The organism is Serratia grimesii (genome assembly GCF_900186025.1).
Taxonomy (GTDB): domain Bacteria; phylum Pseudomonadota; class Gammaproteobacteria; order Enterobacterales; family Enterobacteriaceae; genus Serratia; species Serratia grimesii.
Genome location: NZ_LT883155.1, coordinates 4,082,243 through 4,101,207 on the forward strand (window position 1 = coordinate 4,082,243; position 18,965 = coordinate 4,101,207).

At 52.2% G+C, this 18,965-nt stretch carries 15 protein-coding genes; 1 reads left to right on the plus strand and 14 read right to left on the minus strand.

The genetic code is table 11. The features are described 5' to 3' along the window. From cadB to SGBXF1_RS19220, 4 genes are all read right to left on the minus strand, one after another. The gene (cadB, locus tag SGBXF1_RS19205; protein WP_037426456.1) at positions 1-1,344 is read right to left on the minus strand and encodes a cadaverine/lysine antiporter; all 1,344 of its coding nucleotides are present in this window, start codon (positions 1,342-1,344) and stop codon (positions 1-3) included. Positions 1,345-1,714: 370 nt separating this feature from the next. Further along, the gene (gene cadC, locus SGBXF1_RS19210) at positions 1,715-3,253 is read right to left on the minus strand and encodes a lysine decarboxylation/transport transcriptional activator CadC (RefSeq protein WP_130381858.1); all 1,539 of its coding nucleotides are present in this window, start codon (positions 3,251-3,253) and stop codon (positions 1,715-1,717) included. A gap of 89 nt (positions 3,254-3,342) precedes the next feature. Continuing rightward, a complete protein-coding gene (locus tag SGBXF1_RS19215) occupies positions 3,343-3,732 on the minus strand; it encodes a VOC family protein (RefSeq protein WP_037418806.1) in 390 nt (129 codons plus the stop codon). Between the two features lie 121 nt (positions 3,733-3,853). After that, positions 3,854-4,087, minus strand: a complete 234-nt coding sequence (locus SGBXF1_RS19220) for a glutaredoxin family protein (protein WP_130381862.1) — start codon at positions 4,085-4,087, stop codon at positions 3,854-3,856. Between the two features lie 148 nt (positions 4,088-4,235). On the opposite strand from SGBXF1_RS19220, the gene SGBXF1_RS19225 reads away from it, so the two are divergent. After that, positions 4,236-4,781: a MarR family winged helix-turn-helix transcriptional regulator gene (locus SGBXF1_RS19225; RefSeq protein WP_061808476.1), complete on the plus strand. Its 546-nt coding sequence runs from the start codon at positions 4,236-4,238 to the stop codon at positions 4,779-4,781. Here the strand turns inward: SGBXF1_RS19225 and SGBXF1_RS19230 are convergent. From SGBXF1_RS19230 to bamA, 10 genes are all read right to left on the minus strand, one after another. Then, the gene (locus SGBXF1_RS19230) at positions 4,778-6,922 is read right to left on the minus strand and encodes a lysine decarboxylase LdcC (RefSeq protein WP_130381864.1); all 2,145 of its coding nucleotides are present in this window, start codon (positions 6,920-6,922) and stop codon (positions 4,778-4,780) included. The genes SGBXF1_RS19225 and SGBXF1_RS19230 overlap by 4 nt on opposite strands. A 110-nt stretch (positions 6,923-7,032) precedes the next feature. Then, positions 7,033-7,992: an acetyl-CoA carboxylase carboxyl transferase subunit alpha gene (gene accA / locus SGBXF1_RS19235; RefSeq protein WP_037418817.1), complete on the minus strand. Its 960-nt coding sequence runs from the start codon at positions 7,990-7,992 to the stop codon at positions 7,033-7,035. Between the two features lie 12 nt (positions 7,993-8,004). Beyond that, positions 8,005-11,493, minus strand: coding sequence for a DNA polymerase III subunit alpha (gene dnaE, locus SGBXF1_RS19240; RefSeq protein ID WP_037418820.1), 3,489 nt, complete (start codon positions 11,491-11,493; stop codon positions 8,005-8,007). A gap of 87 nt (positions 11,494-11,580) precedes the next feature. Then, positions 11,581-12,174, minus strand: a complete 594-nt coding sequence (gene rnhB, locus SGBXF1_RS19245; RefSeq protein ID WP_037418824.1) for a ribonuclease HII — start codon at positions 12,172-12,174, stop codon at positions 11,581-11,583. Further along, the gene (lpxB, locus tag SGBXF1_RS19250) at positions 12,171-13,319 is read right to left on the minus strand and encodes a lipid-A-disaccharide synthase (RefSeq protein ID WP_037418825.1); all 1,149 of its coding nucleotides are present in this window, start codon (positions 13,317-13,319) and stop codon (positions 12,171-12,173) included. Before lpxB ends, rnhB begins: the two co-directional genes overlap by 4 nt. Before the next feature lie 3 nt (positions 13,320-13,322). Then, a complete protein-coding gene (lpxA, locus tag SGBXF1_RS19255; RefSeq protein WP_037418828.1) occupies positions 13,323-14,111 on the minus strand; it encodes an acyl-ACP--UDP-N-acetylglucosamine O-acyltransferase in 789 nt (262 codons plus the stop codon). A gap of 3 nt (positions 14,112-14,114) precedes the next feature. Beyond that, positions 14,115-14,570 carry a 3-hydroxyacyl-ACP dehydratase FabZ gene (fabZ, locus tag SGBXF1_RS19260; RefSeq protein ID WP_017893789.1) on the minus strand — a complete coding sequence of 152 codons (456 nt, stop codon included), beginning with the start codon at positions 14,568-14,570 and terminating at the stop codon, positions 14,115-14,117. Positions 14,571-14,848: 278 nt separating this feature from the next. Beyond that, positions 14,849-15,880 (minus strand): UDP-3-O-(3-hydroxymyristoyl)glucosamine N-acyltransferase, encoded by a 1,032-nt coding sequence (gene lpxD / locus SGBXF1_RS19265; protein ID WP_061808473.1) that lies wholly within the window; start codon positions 15,878-15,880, stop codon positions 14,849-14,851. A gap of 3 nt (positions 15,881-15,883) precedes the next feature. Further along, complete coding sequence (gene skp / locus SGBXF1_RS19270; protein ID WP_037418831.1) at positions 15,884-16,381, minus strand: molecular chaperone Skp; 498 nt, start codon at positions 16,379-16,381, stop codon at positions 15,884-15,886. 159 nt (positions 16,382-16,540) lie between these two features. Further along, positions 16,541-18,946: an outer membrane protein assembly factor BamA gene (bamA, locus tag SGBXF1_RS19275; protein ID WP_061808472.1), complete on the minus strand. Its 2,406-nt coding sequence runs from the start codon at positions 18,944-18,946 to the stop codon at positions 16,541-16,543. Between the last annotated feature and the right edge of the window lie 19 nt (positions 18,947-18,965).

The window sequence follows — 18,965 nt, forward strand, 5'->3', positions numbered from 1 at the left end:
TTAGTGCGCTTTGGCCGTCGTGTTGCCGTCGATAGCTACGGTTTTGGCCGTCTGGCGAGTATTCATTTTGCGGGCGTAGAACATCAGAATGATCAGGCTAATGATGAAGGTGCCGGCCAGTTCGAACGATTCGGCGCCCATCAGTGCGATGAAGCAGAAGCCACAACCCAGAACCGATGCAATCAGGCTCAACAGGTTACGTATATTGACGCCTTCAAAGCGGATCAGGTCTACGCAAGAGTAGAAGTAAGGCAACATGGTCAGCAGTACCGCAATACCGGTTAACATCCCGAACAGATCGGAAGCTTTACCGCCACCGGAGCTCATGGCAGTAATCAGCACCATCAGCGCGGTCATTTTACAGCTGGCCAACAGTAGACCTTTTCTAGGAATGCCGTTCTTATCCAGCTCGCCGTACACTTTCGGGAAGTTGCCGTCATTGGCGGCACGGACCCCAGCCTGACCAACCAGCATCATCCAAGACCCCAGTGAAGTCAGGCAGGCAAAGGCAGTGAAGGCAGAGACCAGAGGTGCAGCCCAGTTACCCATAATGGCGGAGGCGCTGACGGCGAACGGTGCACCGCTGGCAGCCATTTGGCTAGCCGGGAACATACCGCTCATCACCTGAGTGGCCGCAATGTAGATAATCCCGGCCAGCGCGGTACCCAGCATGGTTGCCAGCGGTACGGTGCGTTTCGGGTTTTTCACCATGCCGGTGCTCACAGCGGCAGACTCTACGCCGATGAACGCCCACAGGCACAGCAGAATACTTTTGATTACCGCATGGCTGTCGGTGGTACCGGAAGTGTTCCAGTTAGCGTGGTAGGTTGCAGCGTCGAACCAATGCCAGCCGGCAGTCGCGGTCACAATCACCGGGATCAGCACCAACACCAGGCCGAGGGTGGTCAAACGGCTGACCCATGTCCCGCCGAGCAGGTTAATAAAGGTGAACACCCACACGATAGCAATACAGGCAATACCTGCCGGTACCGGGTTATTCAGTGCAGGGAAGAAGGTAGAAAGGTAAGAAACTGCGGTAATGCCGATGGCCAAATTACCGATCCAGTTAGCATGGTAATAAAGCACGCCGGTCTGGAAACCAAATGCCGGGGAAATTTCACCCGCGTAAGCAATAGGACCGCCCTGTTGAGGATTTTTAGTGGCCAGACGCGCATATACATAAGCCAGTGACATCGCGCCAATAATGGAGATTACCCATCCCCAGATAGCGATAGAACCGAGACTTGCCAGGTTCGCAGGTAATAAAGCAATGCCGCTCCCCATCATATTACCGGCAACCACGCCGGTGCAGGCAATAAGCCCTATTTTCTTGGATGAAGCCATGGTCAGTTTCTCCTGATTTTGATTTCTTATAAGTCTTGGTCGTTATGCACATTTGCTAATGACCGGACTTGATAGTCAGGATGCTAATGATCGGCAGGAATAAAGTCCTAAAGATAAAGTGATATTACGCTCATGATCATACAAATGATAAATTGAGCTTTTTCATTAACACATCAAGAGATAAACCCGCTCTCAAGAAAAGATAAACATTCAATTAAAACATAGAGGTAGTGTTGTTATTCGATAATAACAAACGGGATTTTTATGGCGTAAACTTCCAACCAGAAAATTTATTTAATTTAACAAATAAAGCACAATAAATAACACCGCCTATCCGATAATGCGTTCAGGCGGTGTTAATCAACAGACATTATTTATTTGGGTTGTAGTTTTCCAGGTAAGGAACCACGGTGTTTACTGAGGTGTGGAAGACAGCATTACGGATCCAATGCAGCGTATTCTCTCCTGGGCGAAGATTAAATGCAGTGATATAGGAGTCTGCGGCTAAACGGTTATGGCCCTGCATTTCGTAAACTTTGCCAAGTAACACATAATTCATCCATGACATTTGCAACTCAATGCCTTTATTTATCGCCTGATAAGCTTCGTCCGTTTTCCCCTCCCCCAGCGCCTGTATCGTATGGATTTGCTGAATAATGGGACTGTCTTTTAATGCAGGTAACGTGTCCAGGTGAGCAATCTCCGTGCTCAATTGTGCCAACTGCGCACTGTCAAAAGGTTGATAAGAGTTGCGCAGTAAATCCGCCAGCGCTTTTTCCGCAGCAATATAAATAAAGTCTGGTGAAGCTTTTGCCATCTCACCCAGCATGCTACTGGCATGCGTCAGGGAGTCGATATCCCCCTGGATTAACAATTGATGCGCCTGATAATACTGTTGCAAGGCCGGGCCTGAATTCGGTAAGAGCCGCATAAGACGCTGCTGCAACTGGGGTGGCCATGGTTGATTGAGCGCAACTGACAGGCTGCTAAGGAAGTCTTCCTGAATTTTCAGTTGGTTATCTGCAGTGACAAAGTAGCGTTTATCCAACATGATGGAGCTGTCCGCATTGTCCACCAGCCTTACCGACAGGAAGCACTGCTGTGCACGGTAATGGCGTTGATTGACGAACTCAATGGTCAGCGATTTTCCCGAACTGCTTGGTCCGGTGTAGTTGTAGTTGGTCTGATCGTGCACCAGGAAAGTGGAATAAGTATTCAGCGAATCCGTCACCACTTCGCTCAGGCCAACGACGTAAGAGAGCTGCGGCGTCCAGTTACTGCAACTGTTGCCCCCCTGAATACGGATATCAATATCGCGCGGATTCATCAGTACCGGCATGGTGGATTCCGGTATGCGCCGCGACAAGGTAGCAATGGCGACAAATACCACGCAGGCGCTCAATGCCACCAGAAAAGCCAACCACACCCAGAACGGTGATTGACGGTAAAAAGGTACCTTCGACGTAGTCGGTGGCATTTGAGTCACTGAGGGTTTTGGCGGTTCATAGTCTTCACCGTCATCTTCACTGCCATCTTCCGGCTCGTGAGTAATGACCGCCACCCGCGGCAACACCGCATCTTCCCCTTCACACCACATGACCGGGGCAGCCAATTTATAACCGCGCTTAGGCACGGTAATAATGTATTCAGGACTGTTGCTATCGCCGTCTTTCAGGTATTTACGCAGTTCGGAAATACTCTGCGTCACCACATGGTTGGTGACGATGTTGCGCTTCCAAACGTTATCGATCAGCTCATCGCGACTCAGCACCACATCCGGGTGCCGGGCGAAATATTGCAGCATATCGATTAACCGCGGTTCCAACGCCAGTTGGCGCCCATCACGGCTTATTTTGTTGTCTGCGGGAGTAACCAACCACTCACCAACGCGAAAAACGGGTTCTTGCATAGTGAAAATAACTCAAAAGGGGGGTGCGGCAAGCGCGGGATAATACCATATGAGCGCCCGACCTGCGTCGATATACCCCGATTAAGCATTCATACCTCATATAATTCTAGAGGCAACCCATCGGGATCGCTGAAAAAAGTGAACCGGGACTGAGTATAAGGATCGACCCGCACCGGTTCACAAATCACACCGGCATTTTGCAAATGCAGGATAGCCTGTTCGATGTCATTGACGCTGAATGCCAGATGGCGCAGGCCACAGGCCTCTGGGCGACTGACCCGAGCCGGTGGTGACGGGAAGGAAAACAGTTCGATGCTGTATTGGCCATTGAGTGCCAAATCGGCCTTCCAGGAGTCGCGCTCCTCGCGGTAAAACTCGCCGAGTAAGGTAAAACCCAGGATATCGCAATAAAAATGTTTACTGGCCGCATAGTCCGAACCAATGACGGCAATATGATGTATCTGACGAAGTGCCAACATAGTGTGTCTCATTATCAGTGTGATGAGGCACGGTATCTGGCGTTGTTGGTGACGTCAACGACAAAAAGCCCCGCATATAAGACGGGGCCGTCATTCAGAAATCAGCAACGCAACAGGCAGATCAGGCTTTAAGATCTGCCAACGCAGCACCGTAGTTGATGTGCAGTACTTGCCCATCCACCACCAGCGCCGGTACGCTCTGTACCCCGGCTTTTTCTGCTTCGGCGATACGCGCCGGTTTTTCACCCAAATGAACTACATCCACTTGCACATCCTGGCTCAACAGACCCAACAACTGCTGTTCTGCGCTAACGCAAACCGAACAACCGGCATGATAGAAAACGGCCTTGGTCATGATAATTCTCCTTGGTTCTGACTGTGTGTGAAATAAATTCACTTATTTAGTTTCGAATCGAAACCAAATGCACAATAAATCCTCCATCACGACTTGTCAATATAGTTTTTAATCGATACTATTTTCCCACACTAACGAGGATCCCATCTTGAGACTGTTTGATTTATTGGAGCGGCTAAATAGCCTGCAACGCAGCTGGTTGCGCAGCCATGAAGAGCTGGAAAGCCTGCCGCCGGTACAGCTAAGTGCGTTGTACTATCTGGCACGCTGCAACCATTACTCCAACACGCCGATGGCGGTAGCGGAATATCTCGGCCTGACCAAGGGCACGGTATCGCAGTCGCTGAAAAAGCTAGAGAGTAATGGGATGATCGCCCGTACTGCAGACGAGAAAGACCGGCGAAGTGTCAGGCTTAAGCTGACTGATAAATCACGCATGTTGATGGATGCTTTGTTCCCGCCCGCCTATTTGCAAGATGCACAGAATGCCATGCAGCAGGAAGGTGGACAGTTGGTGGAATTGCTAACGCAGTTGCTGCGTCAGCTGCAAAAACAAGACGATAATGTGGCACTCTTTGGTGAGTGCCATAGCTGCCGTTATCATCAGCGGCATGATGGCCTGCCGTTTTGTGGCCTGACTCAGGAACCGCTGCCACAAAGCAGCGTGAACCTGATCTGTCGAGAGTTTGCTTAAACTAATGGCGTCTTCAGCACCTTAACCAAATAACGCCCATCCTCAGTCAATTTTGCACCGTGGATATCGGTTTCAAAGCCTGGGTAATGTTCACCGATCGAGCACAGCATCAGCAGGAAATCCAGCACTGCACGACTCTCCTCGGTAATCATCTCTCCTGGCATTACCAGCGGCACCCCTGGCGGATAAGGCAGAATCATATTAGCCGCCACTTTGCCGACCAACTGATCCAGCTCGCAGGTTTCCACGTTGCCGCGCACTTGCTGTTGGAACATCTGATGTGGCGTCAACTTCATTTCCGGCAGCACGTCGAACGCACGCTGCATCAGACGTGGCAGATCGTGTTGGCAGATTAAGCGGTGGATCCCAGCAGCCAGATCCTGAATACGCATATTCCGGTAAAAATCCGGATCTTCCGCGAACAAGTCCGGCAGCATATTCTTCACTCGCAGGTTAAGATCATAAGCACGTTTGAAATCGGTCAAACCGCGCAGCAGACTCATCGCCTTGGTTTTATCGATGCCAATACTGAACAAGAACAACAGATTATAAGGCCCGGTCTTCTCCACGACGATACCGCGTTCATCCAGGTATTTTGCCACCAGCGCCGCCGGTATACCGTCTTCCTCCAACATGCCAAGCTCGTTCATGCCCGGCGTCAGAATAGTGACTTTGATCGGATCCAGATACATGTGATCGCTGTCGGTGTTGCCGAAACCGTGCCAGTTATCATCAGGATTCAGCGGCCAACACTGCGCCTCGTCTATCTCTTCCGGTTGCCAGATGTCGAAGAACCAGCTATCGCTCTCCTCCCGCAACCGCTGCACTTCGCGGCGGAAATGCAGAGCACGCTCCACTGAACGGTTAATCAATCGACGGCCTGGATTGCCCCTCAGCATCGCGGCAGCCGTTTCCATCGATGCCACAATGCCGTAATTCGGCGAGGTGGTGGTATGCATCATATAGGCTTCGTTAAAGGTGCTTTCGTCGTAGTCACCCTTAATGTGAATCATCGAGGCCTGCGAAAACGCGGCCAGCAGTTTGTGCGTAGACTGGGTTTCGTAGATCACCTTGCCGGGCGTACGTTCGCCGCTCATACCGCTCTTGCCGTCGTAAATGGGATGGAAGTTGGTATAAGGCACCCAAGCGGAATCAAAGTGGATTGAGGGCACATCCAGCGTCTGTTTTATGTAGTCGGTGTTATACAACAAACCATCATAGGTAGAATTGGTGATCACTGCATGCACTGGCCAGCTTGCATTGGCCGTCGTCGCGACCCTAGCGGCAATACTTTCATGGGTGAATTCGTGGCGTGGAATGCCACCAAGAATGCCATAGGCATTGCGCAGTGGACGTAGGTAAATCGGCACGATATCGCTCATCATCAACAGATGACACAGCGATTTGTGGCAATTTCGGTCGATCAAAACAGTGCTGCCACTTGGCGCAGAATACATCCCGACAATTTTATTGGCCGTGGAGGTGCCATTGGTCACCAGATAGCTTTGTTCGGCATTAAAAGTGCGCGCAATATACTCTTCAGCTTCCAAATGCGGGCCAGTGTGATCCAGCAACGATCCCAGTTCAGTGACAGAAATCGATACGTCAGCTTTCAGGGTATTGGCACCGAAAAAGTCGTAAAACAGGCAACCGACCGGGCTTTTTTGGAAGGCCGTACCGGCCATGTGGCCTGGCGTACAGAACGTATATTTCCCCTCTCGCACATAATTGAACAGCGCTTTGGTCAAGGGTGGCGTAATGGTATCGATGTATTCAGCTGTGTATTGCTGGATGCGCTGTGCAATATCATCCGCCGCATTCAGTGCGTATTCAAAGAAATACAAAGCCATACGCATTTCGTGCAGGCTGACGTCAAAGGTGGAGTGAGTATTGATAAAGGCATACAGTGGCAGGTATTCGTTCAGCTCGTTGATGTCGCTGCACAATTCCAGGCTGTAGTCATCCCAGTCAAAGATCACCCCGCAGATGCGCGCATTGGCCTCGACTAACTTCAGCAGATCACCGCTGTTTTTTGGATACACCAGTTGGAAATCCATTGCAGTCAGTGCAGTGTGGAGCTCACGGATCGGCTCGTCTTTGTAATAAACGCCCGCTGGGCTCATGATCGCGATGATGTTCATCGACTGCTCCTGTCAGTTAACTGCCAAACCCTTATAACAACATGAAAATCCGGTGGTGTGTAGCCAAAAAAAACCGCCCGAAGGCGGTTTCTTGCAACGCAGAGCGGAACTCAGCAATAGCCGTAGTTCATCAAGCGCTGATAACGGCGGTTGAGCAACTCTTCGTTGTTCAAGCCGTCGAGATCTTTCAGATCAGCCAGCAGCTGTGCTTTCAACGTCGCAGCCATCGCAGGCACGTCGCGGTGAGCAGAACCCAACGGCTCCGGGATCACCGAATCGATCAGCTTAAGCTCTTTCAGACGTGGTGCGGTGATGCCCATCGCTTCTGCAGCCAGAGGTGCCTTATCAGCGCTCTTCCACAAGATTGATGCACAACCTTCCGGTGAGATCACCGAGTAGGTGCTGTACTGCAGCATATTCACCTTGTCGCCAACGCCGATAGCCAATGCGCCGCCAGAGCCGCCTTCGCCAATTACGGTACAAATCACCGGAATATTCAGACGAGACATTTCACGCAGGTTATGGGCAATCGCTTCTGACTGGCCACGCTCTTCCGCACCCACGCCCGGGTATGCACCTGGGGTGTCGATGAAAGTGATCAACGGCAGCTTAAAGCGAGAAGCCATTTCCATCAGGCGTAATGCTTTACGATAGCCTTCTGGTGCCGGCATACCGAAGTTGCGGCGGATTTTCTCTTTGGTTTCACGGCCTTTCTGGTGACCGATGATCATCACCGGGCGACCATCTAAGCGCGCAATACCACCAACAATCGCTTTATCATCGGCATAGGCACGATCACCCGCCAATTCTTCGAAGTCGGTAAAGATGTGTTTGATATAATCCAGGGTATAAGGACGGCGCGGGTGGCGTGCCAATTGGGCAACTTGCCAAGCCCCAAGATCGGAAAAAATCTTGCGCGTCAGCTCAACGCTCTTTTCACGAAGGCGCTGAACCTCTTCGTCCAGATTAATATCTAATTTTTCGTCTTGACGGCTGACTGCAGTCAGCGAGTCAATTTTCGCTTCCAGCTCTGCAATCGGCTGTTCAAAATCAAGAAAATTCAGACTCATAGCATTCCTATTTTAGTCAAATTCCAGTTCCACCTGCTCATTACCTACCAAAGTCCGCAAATCAATCAATAAGCGGTCGGTTGGCGTCACGCGCCAGGTTGCGCCAAAACGCAGCTTGGCCCGCGCATCTTCCCGTTGATAGTAAAGATGCACTGGAATCGTCCCCGAGCGATGGGGTTCCAAAGACTGACGGAGACGGTTCAAAAGCTGGTCATCAATTTGCCTGTCCGTCAGCGAGATAGCAAGCCCGCGAGCGTATTTTTCACGGGCTTCACTGATGTCCATTAGCTCACGGGCGGTCATTTTAAGCCCACCGCTAAAGTCATCAAAGCTGACCTGTCCACTGGCGATCAGGATACGGTCTTTTTCCAATAAATGCTGGTATTTTTCTAACGCATCGGTGAATAACATCACTTCCAGACGGCCAGAACGGTCATCCAGGGTACAGATTCCGATGCGATTACCGCGCTTGGTGACCATAACCCGCGAGGCAATCACCAGCCCAACAGCGGTCGTCATTTTGCCCCGATCCGTCGGGTGCATATCTTTCAAACGCTGGCCACCGGCATAGCGTTCGATTTCCTTCAGGTACTGGGTGATCGGGTGCCCGGTGAGGTATAACCCCAAGGTTTCCCGCTCACCGTCCAGTACCACCTGCTCCTGCCAGCGAGGCACGTTAGCGTAGGATTGCTCCACTTGCTCTGGCGCTTCCGCCAGTACGCCAAACATGTCCACCTGACCGATAGCTTCGGCTTTGGCATGCTGATCGGCCGCTTTCAACGCATCGCCCAATGAATTCATCAGCGCAGCACGGTGCGGTCCAAGACGGTCGAATGCCCCGGACATGATCAGCTTTTCAAGAATGCGACGGTTCAGTTTTTTGATATCTGAGCGTGCACACAAATCGAAAAGGTCTTTAAAGTAGCCTTGCTCGCCGCTGTTACGTGCTTCAAGAATAGCTTCAATCGGCCCTTCACCCACACCTTTGATGGCGCCGATGCCGTAAACGATCTCACCTTCATCGTTAACGTGGAAATGGTACTGCCCGCTGTTGATATCCGGCGGCAGGATTTTCAGGCCCATACGCCAGCACTCATCCACCAATCCCACCACCTTATCGGTGTTGTCCATATCGGCAGTCATAACCGCCGCCATAAACTCAGCGGGATAGTGTGCTTTCAACCACAATGTTTGGTATGACACCAATGCATAGGCGGCAGAGTGCGATTTGTTGAAACCGTAACCGGCGAATTTCTCCACCAGGTCAAAGATTTTTACCGACAGCTCACCGTCGATCCCGCGCGATTTTGCCCCATCTTCGAAACCGCCACGCTGCTTGGCCATTTCTACCGGGTTCTTTTTACCCATCGCACGACGCAACATGTCCGCGCCGCCCAGCGAGTAGCCAGCCAGCACCTGGGCAATCTGCATAACCTGTTCTTGATACAGGATGATGCCGTACGTTGGCTCCAGCACAGGCTTAAGTGACTCATGCTGCCACTGGATATCCGGATAGGATATCTCTTCTCGGCCGTGTTTACGGTCGATAAAGTTATCAACCATGCCTGACTGCAGCGGCCCTGGGCGGAACAGCGCCACCAATGCGATCATATCTTCGAAGCAGTCGGGCTTCAGGCGTTTGATCAGATCTTTCATGCCGCGTGATTCAAGCTGGAAGACCGCTGTGGTCTCCGAACGCTGGAGCATGTCGAAGCTTTTCTTGTCTTCGAGCGGGATGGCGGCGATATCGATCGGCTCCAGCCCGGTTTTGGCTCGGCGGGCGTTGATCATTGCCAGCGCCCAGTCGATGATCGTCAGAGTACGCAGGCCGAGGAAGTCGAACTTCACCAGACCGGCGTATTCCACGTCGTTCTTGTCAAACTGGGTTACTGGATGTTGGCCTTCGGCATCACAGTACAGTGGGGCAAAGTCAGTGATTTTCGTCGGCGCGATGACCACACCACCGGCGTGCTTACCGGCGTTACGTGTCACCCCTTCCAATTTTCGCGCCATGTCGATCAGCGCTTTGACTTCTTCATCGGCCTCGTATATTTCCGGCAGTTGAGGCTCAGCAGCAAAGGCTTTTTCCAGCGTCATCCCCGGATCAGGTGGCACCAGCTTGGAAATGCGGTCGACGAAGCCATACGGGTGGCCCAACACACGCCCCACGTCGCGAATAACCGCTTTCGCTGCCATGGTACCAAAGGTGATGATCTGTGATACCGCTTCACGACCGTACATTTCCGCCACGTGATCGATCACCAGGTCGCGTTTTTCCATGCAAAAGTCGACGTCAAAGTCGGGCATCGAAACACGTTCCGGATTAAGGAAACGTTCAAATAGCAGATCAAATTCTAACGGGTCGAGATCAGTGATTTTCAGCGCATAGGCGACTAACGAACCGGCACCGGAGCCACGGCCCGGGCCAACCGGCACGTTATTGTCTTTCGACCACTGGATGAACTCCATTACGATCAGGAAGTAACCTGGGAAGCCCATCTGGTTGATCACTTTCAGCTCAATATCCAGACGTTCGTCATATTCAGGGCGGCGCTGAGCACGCACTTCCGGATCAGGGAACAGGAACTCCAACCGGTCTTCCAAGCCCTCCTTCGACTTCAGGATCAGGAAATCCTCGGTGGTCATGTCACCGGTCGGGAACTGCGGCAGGAAGTATTCGCCGAGACGAATGGTCACATTACAGCGTTTGGCAATTTCGACGCTGTTGAGCAACGCTTCTGGAATGTCGGCAAACAGCTCACACATCTCGTCTTCACTCCGCATGTATTGCTGCGGCGTGTAGTTACGCGGGCGTTTGGGATCGTCTAAAGTAAAACCGTCATGGATAGCAACGCGGATCTCATGGGCATCAAAGTCATCCGCGACCAGAAAACGTACGTCGTTAGTGGCAACCACCGGTAGCCCGCGCTCGGTAGCCAGCGCCACCGCGGCATGCAAATAGTTTTCTTCGTCTGGCCGTCCGGTGCGGATCAGCTCGAGATAATAGTTGTCAGGGAAGTACTGTTGGTAGAACTCCAGGCATTGCTCCACCTGAGGCTGGTTGCCGCGCAGTAAAAACTTACCGACATCACCCTGACGTGCGCCAGAGAGCAGGATAAGCCCTTCCCGGTGCTCAATCAGCCAGTCACGATCGATGATCGGGCCAGCGGCACCGTAACCACGCTGGTAAGCGCGGGAGATCAACAGCGTCAGGTTTTGGTAACCCTCATTATTGGCAGCCAGCACAGTGAGCTGTGCCAGCTCATCACCCAGCACGTCGCTTTGCACGTGAAAATCTGCACCGATGATCGGTTTGATCCCGGCGCCGTGCGCGCTGCCATAAAACTTCACCAAACCGCATAGGTTGGTAAAGTCGGTAATTGCCAAAGCAGGCATGGCTAACGCGGCGGCTCTTTTCACCAGCGGTCCGATCTTGGCTAATCCATCAATCATGGAATAGTCACTATGAACGCGCAGGTGAATAAAACGAGGTTCGGCCATATCCAGATACCTGAATCTATGGGCTCAGTGAACTGATGCCCGGGTTAACTCTATCGCGTGCCTGGTCTGGATGCCCAGACCAGCAAATTACAGCGCCAACACCCTTTTTACCGGGGCAAAGCTGCGGCGATGATGCTCGGTCGCACCCAGCGCGGCCAGCCGCTCCAGATGGAAGGCGGTCGGATAACCTTTATGCTGCGCAAAACCGTAGTCCGGGAATACACGATCCAGCTCGGTCATTTCATGGTCACGCGTCACTTTCGCCAGAATGGACGCCGCGCTGATTTCCGCGACACGACTATCACCCTTCACTACCGCCTGCGAACGCATCGGCAATGTCGGGCAACGGTTGCCGTCAATCAATACCATGTCCGGCGCAATATGCAATCCAGCAACAGCACGCTGCATCGCCAGCATGGTGGCATGCAGAATGTTAAGTTGGTCAATCTCATCCGGCTCAGCGCGTCCCAGACTCCAGGACAGAGCCTTTTCAATGATCTCGTCATATAACGCCAATCGGCGCTTTTCACTGAGTTTTTTCGAGTCAGCCAAACCAACGATTGGTCGGGTAGGATCGAGAATCACTGCGGCGGTCACAACCGCGCCCACCAAGGGGCCGCGGCCAACCTCATCCACACCGGCAATCAATGTCGCGGCAGGATAAATGAAAGGTTCAATCATGCTTTTGCCAGCTCCAACACAGCCTGAGCGGCCTGTTCATCAGCACCGCAACGGATGCTTTGGTGCAAAGTAAGGAAAGTCTGTTTCAGTTCATCGGTTTGCGGACTCTCTTCCAACAGAGGCATCACCGCCGCTGCCAGTTTTTCCGGTACGCAATCATGCTGTAACAGTTCAGTGACTATTTCACGGCCCGCTAATAAATTAGGCAATGAAACATAAGGGGTTTTCACCAACCGCTGTGCCAACCAGAAGGTAAATGGCTTCATGCGGTAGCCCACCACCATCGGGCATTTGGCCAACATGCATTCCAGCGCAGCAGTACCAGAGGCCAGTAATGCAGCATCGCTGGCGATCATCGCCTCACGCCCTTGACCGTCCAGCAGATGAACCCGCAGTTCTGGTGCCACTTCAGCCTTGATACGCTCGAACTGCTCACGTCGCTTGGCATTAACCAAGGGTACGACCAATTCTAAATCTGGATAACGCGTACGCAATAACTGTGCAGTCTTCAGGAAATCGGCACTCAGCATCTCGACTTCTGCGCCGCGGCTCCCCGGAAGCAAAGCGAGACAACGTGCATCAGGCGCGATACCTAATGCTGCACGCGCAGTCAGTTTATCCGGCTGAAGAGGCATTGCGTCGGCCATCGTATGGCCAATAAAACGACAAGGAACGTTAAAACGATCGTAAAACGCTTTTTCGAAAGGGAGAAACGCCAGCACCAAATCGGTGGCTTTGCCAATTTTGAAAACGCGCTTTTGACGCCAGGCCCAAACGGACGGGCTGACATAGTGAATGGTGCGGATACCGCGTTGTTTCAGTCGACCTTCCAGAGTGATATTGAAGTCTGGTGCATCAATACCCACAAACACGTCCGGTTTCAGGTCGCTGAACCGGCGGGTAAGATCCTTGCGGATCTTTAACAGGCGTGGCAGGCGCTCAAGCACCTCGACCACGCCCATTACCGCCAGTTCTTCCATTTCATACCAGGTTTCGCAGCCTTCCGCCTGCATCAGCGGGCCAGCGACGCCCACAAAACGCGCGTCAGGAATCTGCGCCTTGAGCGCACGGATCAAACCGGCGCCAAGAATATCACCGGACGTTTCTCCGGCGACCAATCCGATAGTCAATGGGCGATTTAGCATAGGTCAGCGAATAATGCCGCGGGTTGAACGGGTGAAGAAATCGAGATATTGCTGCACCACTGGCTGTTCTTTAGCCAGGGCTTCGATTTCTGTCTTCGCCTCATCCAGCGTTTTTTCACTGCGATAAAGGATCTTGTAGGCATTACGGATCGCCTGCATTTCATCCTTATCAAAACCACGACGCTTCAGACCAACGGCGTTAACGCCGAATGGTGTAGCGTGGTTACCTTGTGCGATGACGAAAGGAGGCACGTCCTGAGCAACCCCGGAGCAACCGCCAACCATCACGTGCGCGCCAATAATGCAAAACTGATGAATAGCCGTCATGCCACCGATAATGGCATGATCATCAACTTCGACATGGCCCGCAAGCGTGGCATTGTTGGCCAGTACGCAAGAGTTACCAACTACGCAGTCATGCGCAACATGCACATTAACCATCAACAGGTTGTCGCTGCCCACTTTAGTCAGGCCAGAGCCCTGCGCAGTGCCGCGATGAATAGTGACGCTCTCGCGGATGCGATTACGGTCGCCAACTTCAACGCGCGTTGGTTCGCCCGCATACTTCAGATCCTGGTTCACTTCACCGATGGATGCGAACTGATAGATCTGATTATCGCGGCCAATCTTGGTAATGCCGTTCACCACAACGTGGGACTTCAGTACCGTACCAGCGCCGATTTCCACCTGGGAGCCGACGTAGCAGAAGGGACCGATATGCGCGCCAGCGCCAATAATGGCGCCTTCTTCAACTATTGCGCTAGGGTGGATAAAGGCGGTTTCGTCAATCACGGATTATGCCTCCCGGCTGCGGGCACACATCATGGTTGCTTCGCAGACAATTTTGCCGTCTACCGTCGCCACGCCTTTGAAACGCGTCAAGCCACGGCGGGTTTTCTCAAAGGTGACTTCCATGATCATCTGATCGCCTGGCACTACCGGGCGTTTGAAGCGGGCTTCGTCAATACCGGCAAAGTAATACAACTCGCCCGGTTCCAGTTTGCCGACGCTTTTAAACGCCAGGATACCGGTGGCTTGCGCCATGGCTTCCAGAATCAATACGCCTGGAAAAATCGGTTTACCAGGGAAGTGTCCCTGGAAAAACGGCTCATTTACAGATACGTTCTTCACCGCACGCAGGAATTTGTGCTCCTCAAACTCGAGGACGCGATCGACCAGCAAGAACGGGTAACGGTGAGGAAGCAGCTCTAAAATTTCTGCAATATCCAGAGTATGAGTGTCAGTAGTCAAAATACTCTTCCTGTCTCTAAAAACTGATGGCATCAACAACACGGCCTGCGCTGCCCCCAATAAGGAGGAAGTCATGCAGGCCGCAAATTAACAACTCTTTGCGCTTTTGGTCTCATGACCAACGCGTTTCGTTTTGTACCCAGTGTGGCGGGCGGCAGTGATTATACCCTACATCGTGCAAACTGCATGTTGTTAGCTGCCTTCACTTATCCCCCAGTAGCATCGTGTTTTAGATGCCAAGGGATTCGCTCAGTTGCCGCCGCAATGCAGCGTACAATTTATCGGGTATCGTCTTTTCCGACTTTTCGTTCGACAGCTTTTAAGCGCTTGCTAATCTCATCGATATTCATCACCAACGCAGCGGTTTTACGCCACACTTTGTTGGGTTGTAACGGAATGCCCGAAGAGTATACCCCAGGTTCGGTGATTGGTCGCATAACCATTCCCATTCCGGTGACAACAACCTTGTCGGCGATCTCCATGTGACCATTGATCACACTGGCTCCACCGATCTGGCAATAGCGGCCGATTTTCAGGCTGCCAGCCATAATCACACCACCGGCGACGGCGGTATTGTCGCCAATCACCACGTTATGTGCAATCTGGCATTGGTTGTCGATGATAACACCATTCCCAATCTGGGTGTTATCCAGCGCGCCGCGGTCAATCGTGGTGCAGGCACCAATCTCGACGCGATCGCCAATAATCACCGTACCCAGCTGAGGGATCTTGATCCACTCGCCGCGTTCGTTGGCATAGCCAAAACCGTCAGCACCAATCACAGTCCCGGACTGGATCAAGCAGCGCTGGCCGATCTCAACTTCATGATAAATCGTTACGTTCGCCCACAGACGCGTACCCGCGCCAATGCGTGCGCTTTTGCCGATAAAACAGCCAGGGCCGATAACCACGTTATCACCCAGTACTGCACCAGACTCGATCACCGCATTTGCCCCGATGGCAACATGCTGCCCCAGCGTAGCGTCAGGGGAGATAACCGCACTTGGGGCGATATCCTGAGCCGGGGATGGCGTCGTATCCATCAGCTGCGCCATACGCGCATAAGTCAGGTAAGGGTTTTTAACCACCAGCGCCGCAGAACGGCAGTGTGGTAAATCCGCTTCGGTAAGCACTACTGCGCTTGCCTGGCAGGAAGACAGCTGCTCTTGATAGCGGCTGTTTGACAAAAACGTGATTTGGCCAGCCTGTGCCGAATGCATAGAAGCAATGCCGGTGATGACGAGATCGCCATCACCGTGCAATTGTGCATCCAACTGCTGCGCTAAATCAGCCAGTCGAATTGAAGGCATGTGTTATTTAACCTGTTTCAGCACGTCAGCAGTGATGTCTTTAGAAGAACCTGCGTAGGCAACAGCGTTAGCATCGATGACTACGTCGTAGCCTTCTTTGCTGGCAACAGATTTCACAGCGTCCTGAATACGGCTCAGGATTTTGTTACGCTCTTCCATCTGACGGCGACGGTTGTCCTGCTCAAAAGCCTGTGCTTTCTGAGAGAACTGCTCGCGCTGTGCCATCACGTCCTTTTCCATCTTGCTACGATCGCTAGCTTTCATGGTAGCGCCATCACGCTGCAAACGTTGCATTTTGGTCTGAAGGCTACGCTCCATGTTCTGAAGCTCACCAGCACGGCCTTTGAACTCGTTTTCCAGCTGTTTGGCAACGGCTTCACGAGCCGGCAACTGTTGGAAAATGCTGGAGACGTTAACTACAGCGATCTTATCTGCTGCCTGAACGCCAGCTGAAGCAGCCATTGCTAAACCGAGGCCTGCGGCACACAACCACTTTTTCACTATAAACTCCTTACCATCACCCATTTGTGTCATATGACACTTGAAGTACACAATCTGCCAGACTTATCCCGCAAAACAATGAGAATCATCTCTCTATGCTCTGACGGGCGCCTGGCATTTGCGATTCTTAATAACTGCTATGCCCAGAAGCGGGACCTGTTACCAGGTCTTGCCAATGTTAAATTGGAACTGTTCGGACTTGTCGCCTTCGTATTTCTTGATCGGGTTGGCATAAGAGAACACCAACGGACCCAAAGGTGACATCCACTGCAAAGCGATACCGGCAGAAACGCGGATATTGCTCGCTTTACTGTAGTCCGGAATATCATACATGCTGGTCTGCGCAGTATTCTGCCAATTGGTATCCCACACGGTACCCGCATCCACGAACAGTGAAGTACGCACTGAGTTGGCGTATTTCTCGCTGATGAATGGCGTTGGTGTGATCAATTCCATACTGGCGACTGCCATGGCGTTACCGCCCACTGCATCGTCCGAGTTACAAATCGTCGTGCCATTGGTGCAGCTATACGAGCTGGAATTGTAGTACACCGCTTTCGGACCAATGGTGTTGGAGCCGAAACCACGCACGGTGCTAGAGCCGCCGGCGTAGAAGTTCTCGTAGAACGGCATCTCTTTGCTGCCAATGCCATCGGCATAGCCCAGACGACCACGACCCAACAGCACCCAGGTACGATCGTCGTTGATCGGAACGTACTGCACGCTGTCTAACGTCAACTTGTAGTATTCGTTATCTGACCCAGGAATGGTGACTTTACCATTAAGCGTTGTGCGGTTACCCGAAGTTGGGAAATAACCACGGTCAAGGTTGTTGTAGGTCCAACCCAGGTTCAACGTGAAGTCATCGGCAGAATAGCTGGCGCGATCGGTGGTGTTAGGGTTCAGACCCATTGAGTCCAGATAACGCCACATAGCAATCTGCGGCTGCATGTTCGACAGGCCGTTATGCACATAACCCAAGCCGGTACGCAACGAGTTGTTTTCGTTGATCGGGAAGCCTAAGGTACCGTCTATACCGTAACTCTTGTTGGTATAATCAGACAGGTCGGCGTCATCTGCTTTAAAGTCGTTGTAGAAGATGCGCCCACCCAAACTCACACCGTCAACGGTGAAGTACGGGTTGGTTACCGACAGCTCGGTATAAGTCTGGTAGTCGTTCTTGGTGCCGCTGATGCCGACGGAATAGCCGGTCCCCAGCCAGTTGTCTTGCTGTACACCAGCCTGGAAGCTAACACCGCTCTCGGTGCCGTAACCGACGCCGAAGTTGAAGGTACCGGTGTTACGCTCTTTCACCTTATAGGTGACGTCAACTTGGTCAGCAGTACCTGGAACGCGCTGGGTTTCAACATCGACCGTCTCAAAGTAACCTAAACGGTTGAGACGTTCTTTACCCTGCTCAACTTGAGCATTACCCAGCCACGCACCTTCCATCTGACGCATTTCACGGCGCAATACGGAGTCTTTACTGGTGTCGTTACCCTCAAACTTGATACGGCGCACGTAGAAACGGTTGCCTGCATCAATATTCAGGTGCAGCTTCACGGTTTTATCCGCGTCGTTGATTTCTGGCTGAGTGGAAACACGTGGGTAGGCATAACCATAACGGCCCAACATCGTTTTGACGTTGTCTTCCATTTTGGTCACTTTACTGCCGTTGTACAGCTCACCTGGCTCAATCTTGGTCAACTGGGCAACTTCCGCCGAGTGACCTGCCAGATTACCATTCACTACCACGCCGGTAAGCTTGTACTGCTCGCCTTCCGTGATATTGATGGTGATGTAAATGCCTTTTTTGTCCGGCGTCAGGCTAACCTGAGTCGAATCAATATTGAAGCGCGCGTAACCGCGGTCCAGATAGAAACTGCGCAGGGTTTCAAGGTCACCCGCCAGTTTTTGCTTCTGGTATTTGCGATCGCCGACCACGTTCCACCACGGCACTTCATCACGCAGTTGGAAGCGCGAAATCAGTTCATCGTTGGTGAAGGCATGATTGCCGACAATGTTGATTTGTTGAATCTTGGCGGAAACCCCTTCCGTGAACACCAGTTTCAGGTCAACACGGTTACGCGGCAACGGCGTAACAACGGCTTTCACCGAGGCACTGTATTTACCGACGCTGTAGTAGAAGTCTTCCAACCCTTTTTCAATGCTGGAAATCGTGGTGCGGTCAAGCGCTTCGCCAACCCGAACGCCAGAGGCTTCCAGGTTTTGCTTGAGCATGTCATCTTTCACCGACTTGTTGCCGGAGAAAGTGATGCTGGCAATGGTAGGACGTTCCTTAACCTGAACAATCAGCGTATTACCATCGCGCAGCACGCGAACGTCCTCGAAGTTGCCAGTGGCAAACAAGGCTCGGATGGTATTACTGATATCATCGTCAGTGACGGTATCGCCTACGCGAACCGGCATGTTGAGTAACGCCGCACCGACGGCGACTCGCTGCAGGCCTTCGAAATGAATATCCTTCACTACGAACCCGTCTGCACCGTATACGGTGGCGCTGCCAAACAGCAGCGACGCTATGAGCAACTTTTTCATCGCCATCGTTGTTATGCGTTCTTCC

Bases quoted from the DNA above. Each gene is read 5' to 3' on its own strand.
- cadB (WP_037426456.1), bottom strand. From the start codon at position 1,344: ATGGCTTCATCCAAGAAAATAGGGCTTATTGCCTGCACCGGCGTGGTT.
- cadC (WP_130381858.1), bottom strand. From the start codon at position 3,253: ATGCAAGAACCCGTTTTTCGCGTTGGTGAGTGGTTGGTTACTCCCGCA.
- SGBXF1_RS19215 (WP_037418806.1), bottom strand. From the start codon at position 3,732: ATGTTGGCACTTCGTCAGATACATCATATTGCCGTCATTGGTTCGGAC.
- SGBXF1_RS19220 (WP_130381862.1), bottom strand. From the start codon at position 4,087: ATGACCAAGGCCGTTTTCTATCATGCCGGTTGTTCGGTTTGCGTTAGC.
- SGBXF1_RS19230 (WP_130381864.1), bottom strand. From the start codon at position 6,922: ATGAACATCATCGCGATCATGAGCCCAGCGGGCGTTTATTACAAAGAC.
- accA (WP_037418817.1), bottom strand. From the start codon at position 7,992: ATGAGTCTGAATTTTCTTGATTTTGAACAGCCGATTGCAGAGCTGGAA.
- dnaE (WP_037418820.1), bottom strand. From the start codon at position 11,493: ATGGCCGAACCTCGTTTTATTCACCTGCGCGTTCATAGTGACTATTCC.
- rnhB (WP_037418824.1), bottom strand. From the start codon at position 12,174: ATGATTGAACCTTTCATTTATCCTGCCGCGACATTGATTGCCGGTGTG.
- lpxB (WP_037418825.1), bottom strand. From the start codon at position 13,319: ATGCTAAATCGCCCATTGACTATCGGATTGGTCGCCGGAGAAACGTCC.
- lpxD (WP_061808473.1), bottom strand. From the start codon at position 15,880: ATGCCTTCAATTCGACTGGCTGATTTAGCGCAGCAGTTGGATGCACAA.
- bamA (WP_061808472.1), bottom strand. From the start codon at position 18,946: ATGGCGATGAAAAAGTTGCTCATAGCGTCGCTGCTGTTTGGCAGCGCC.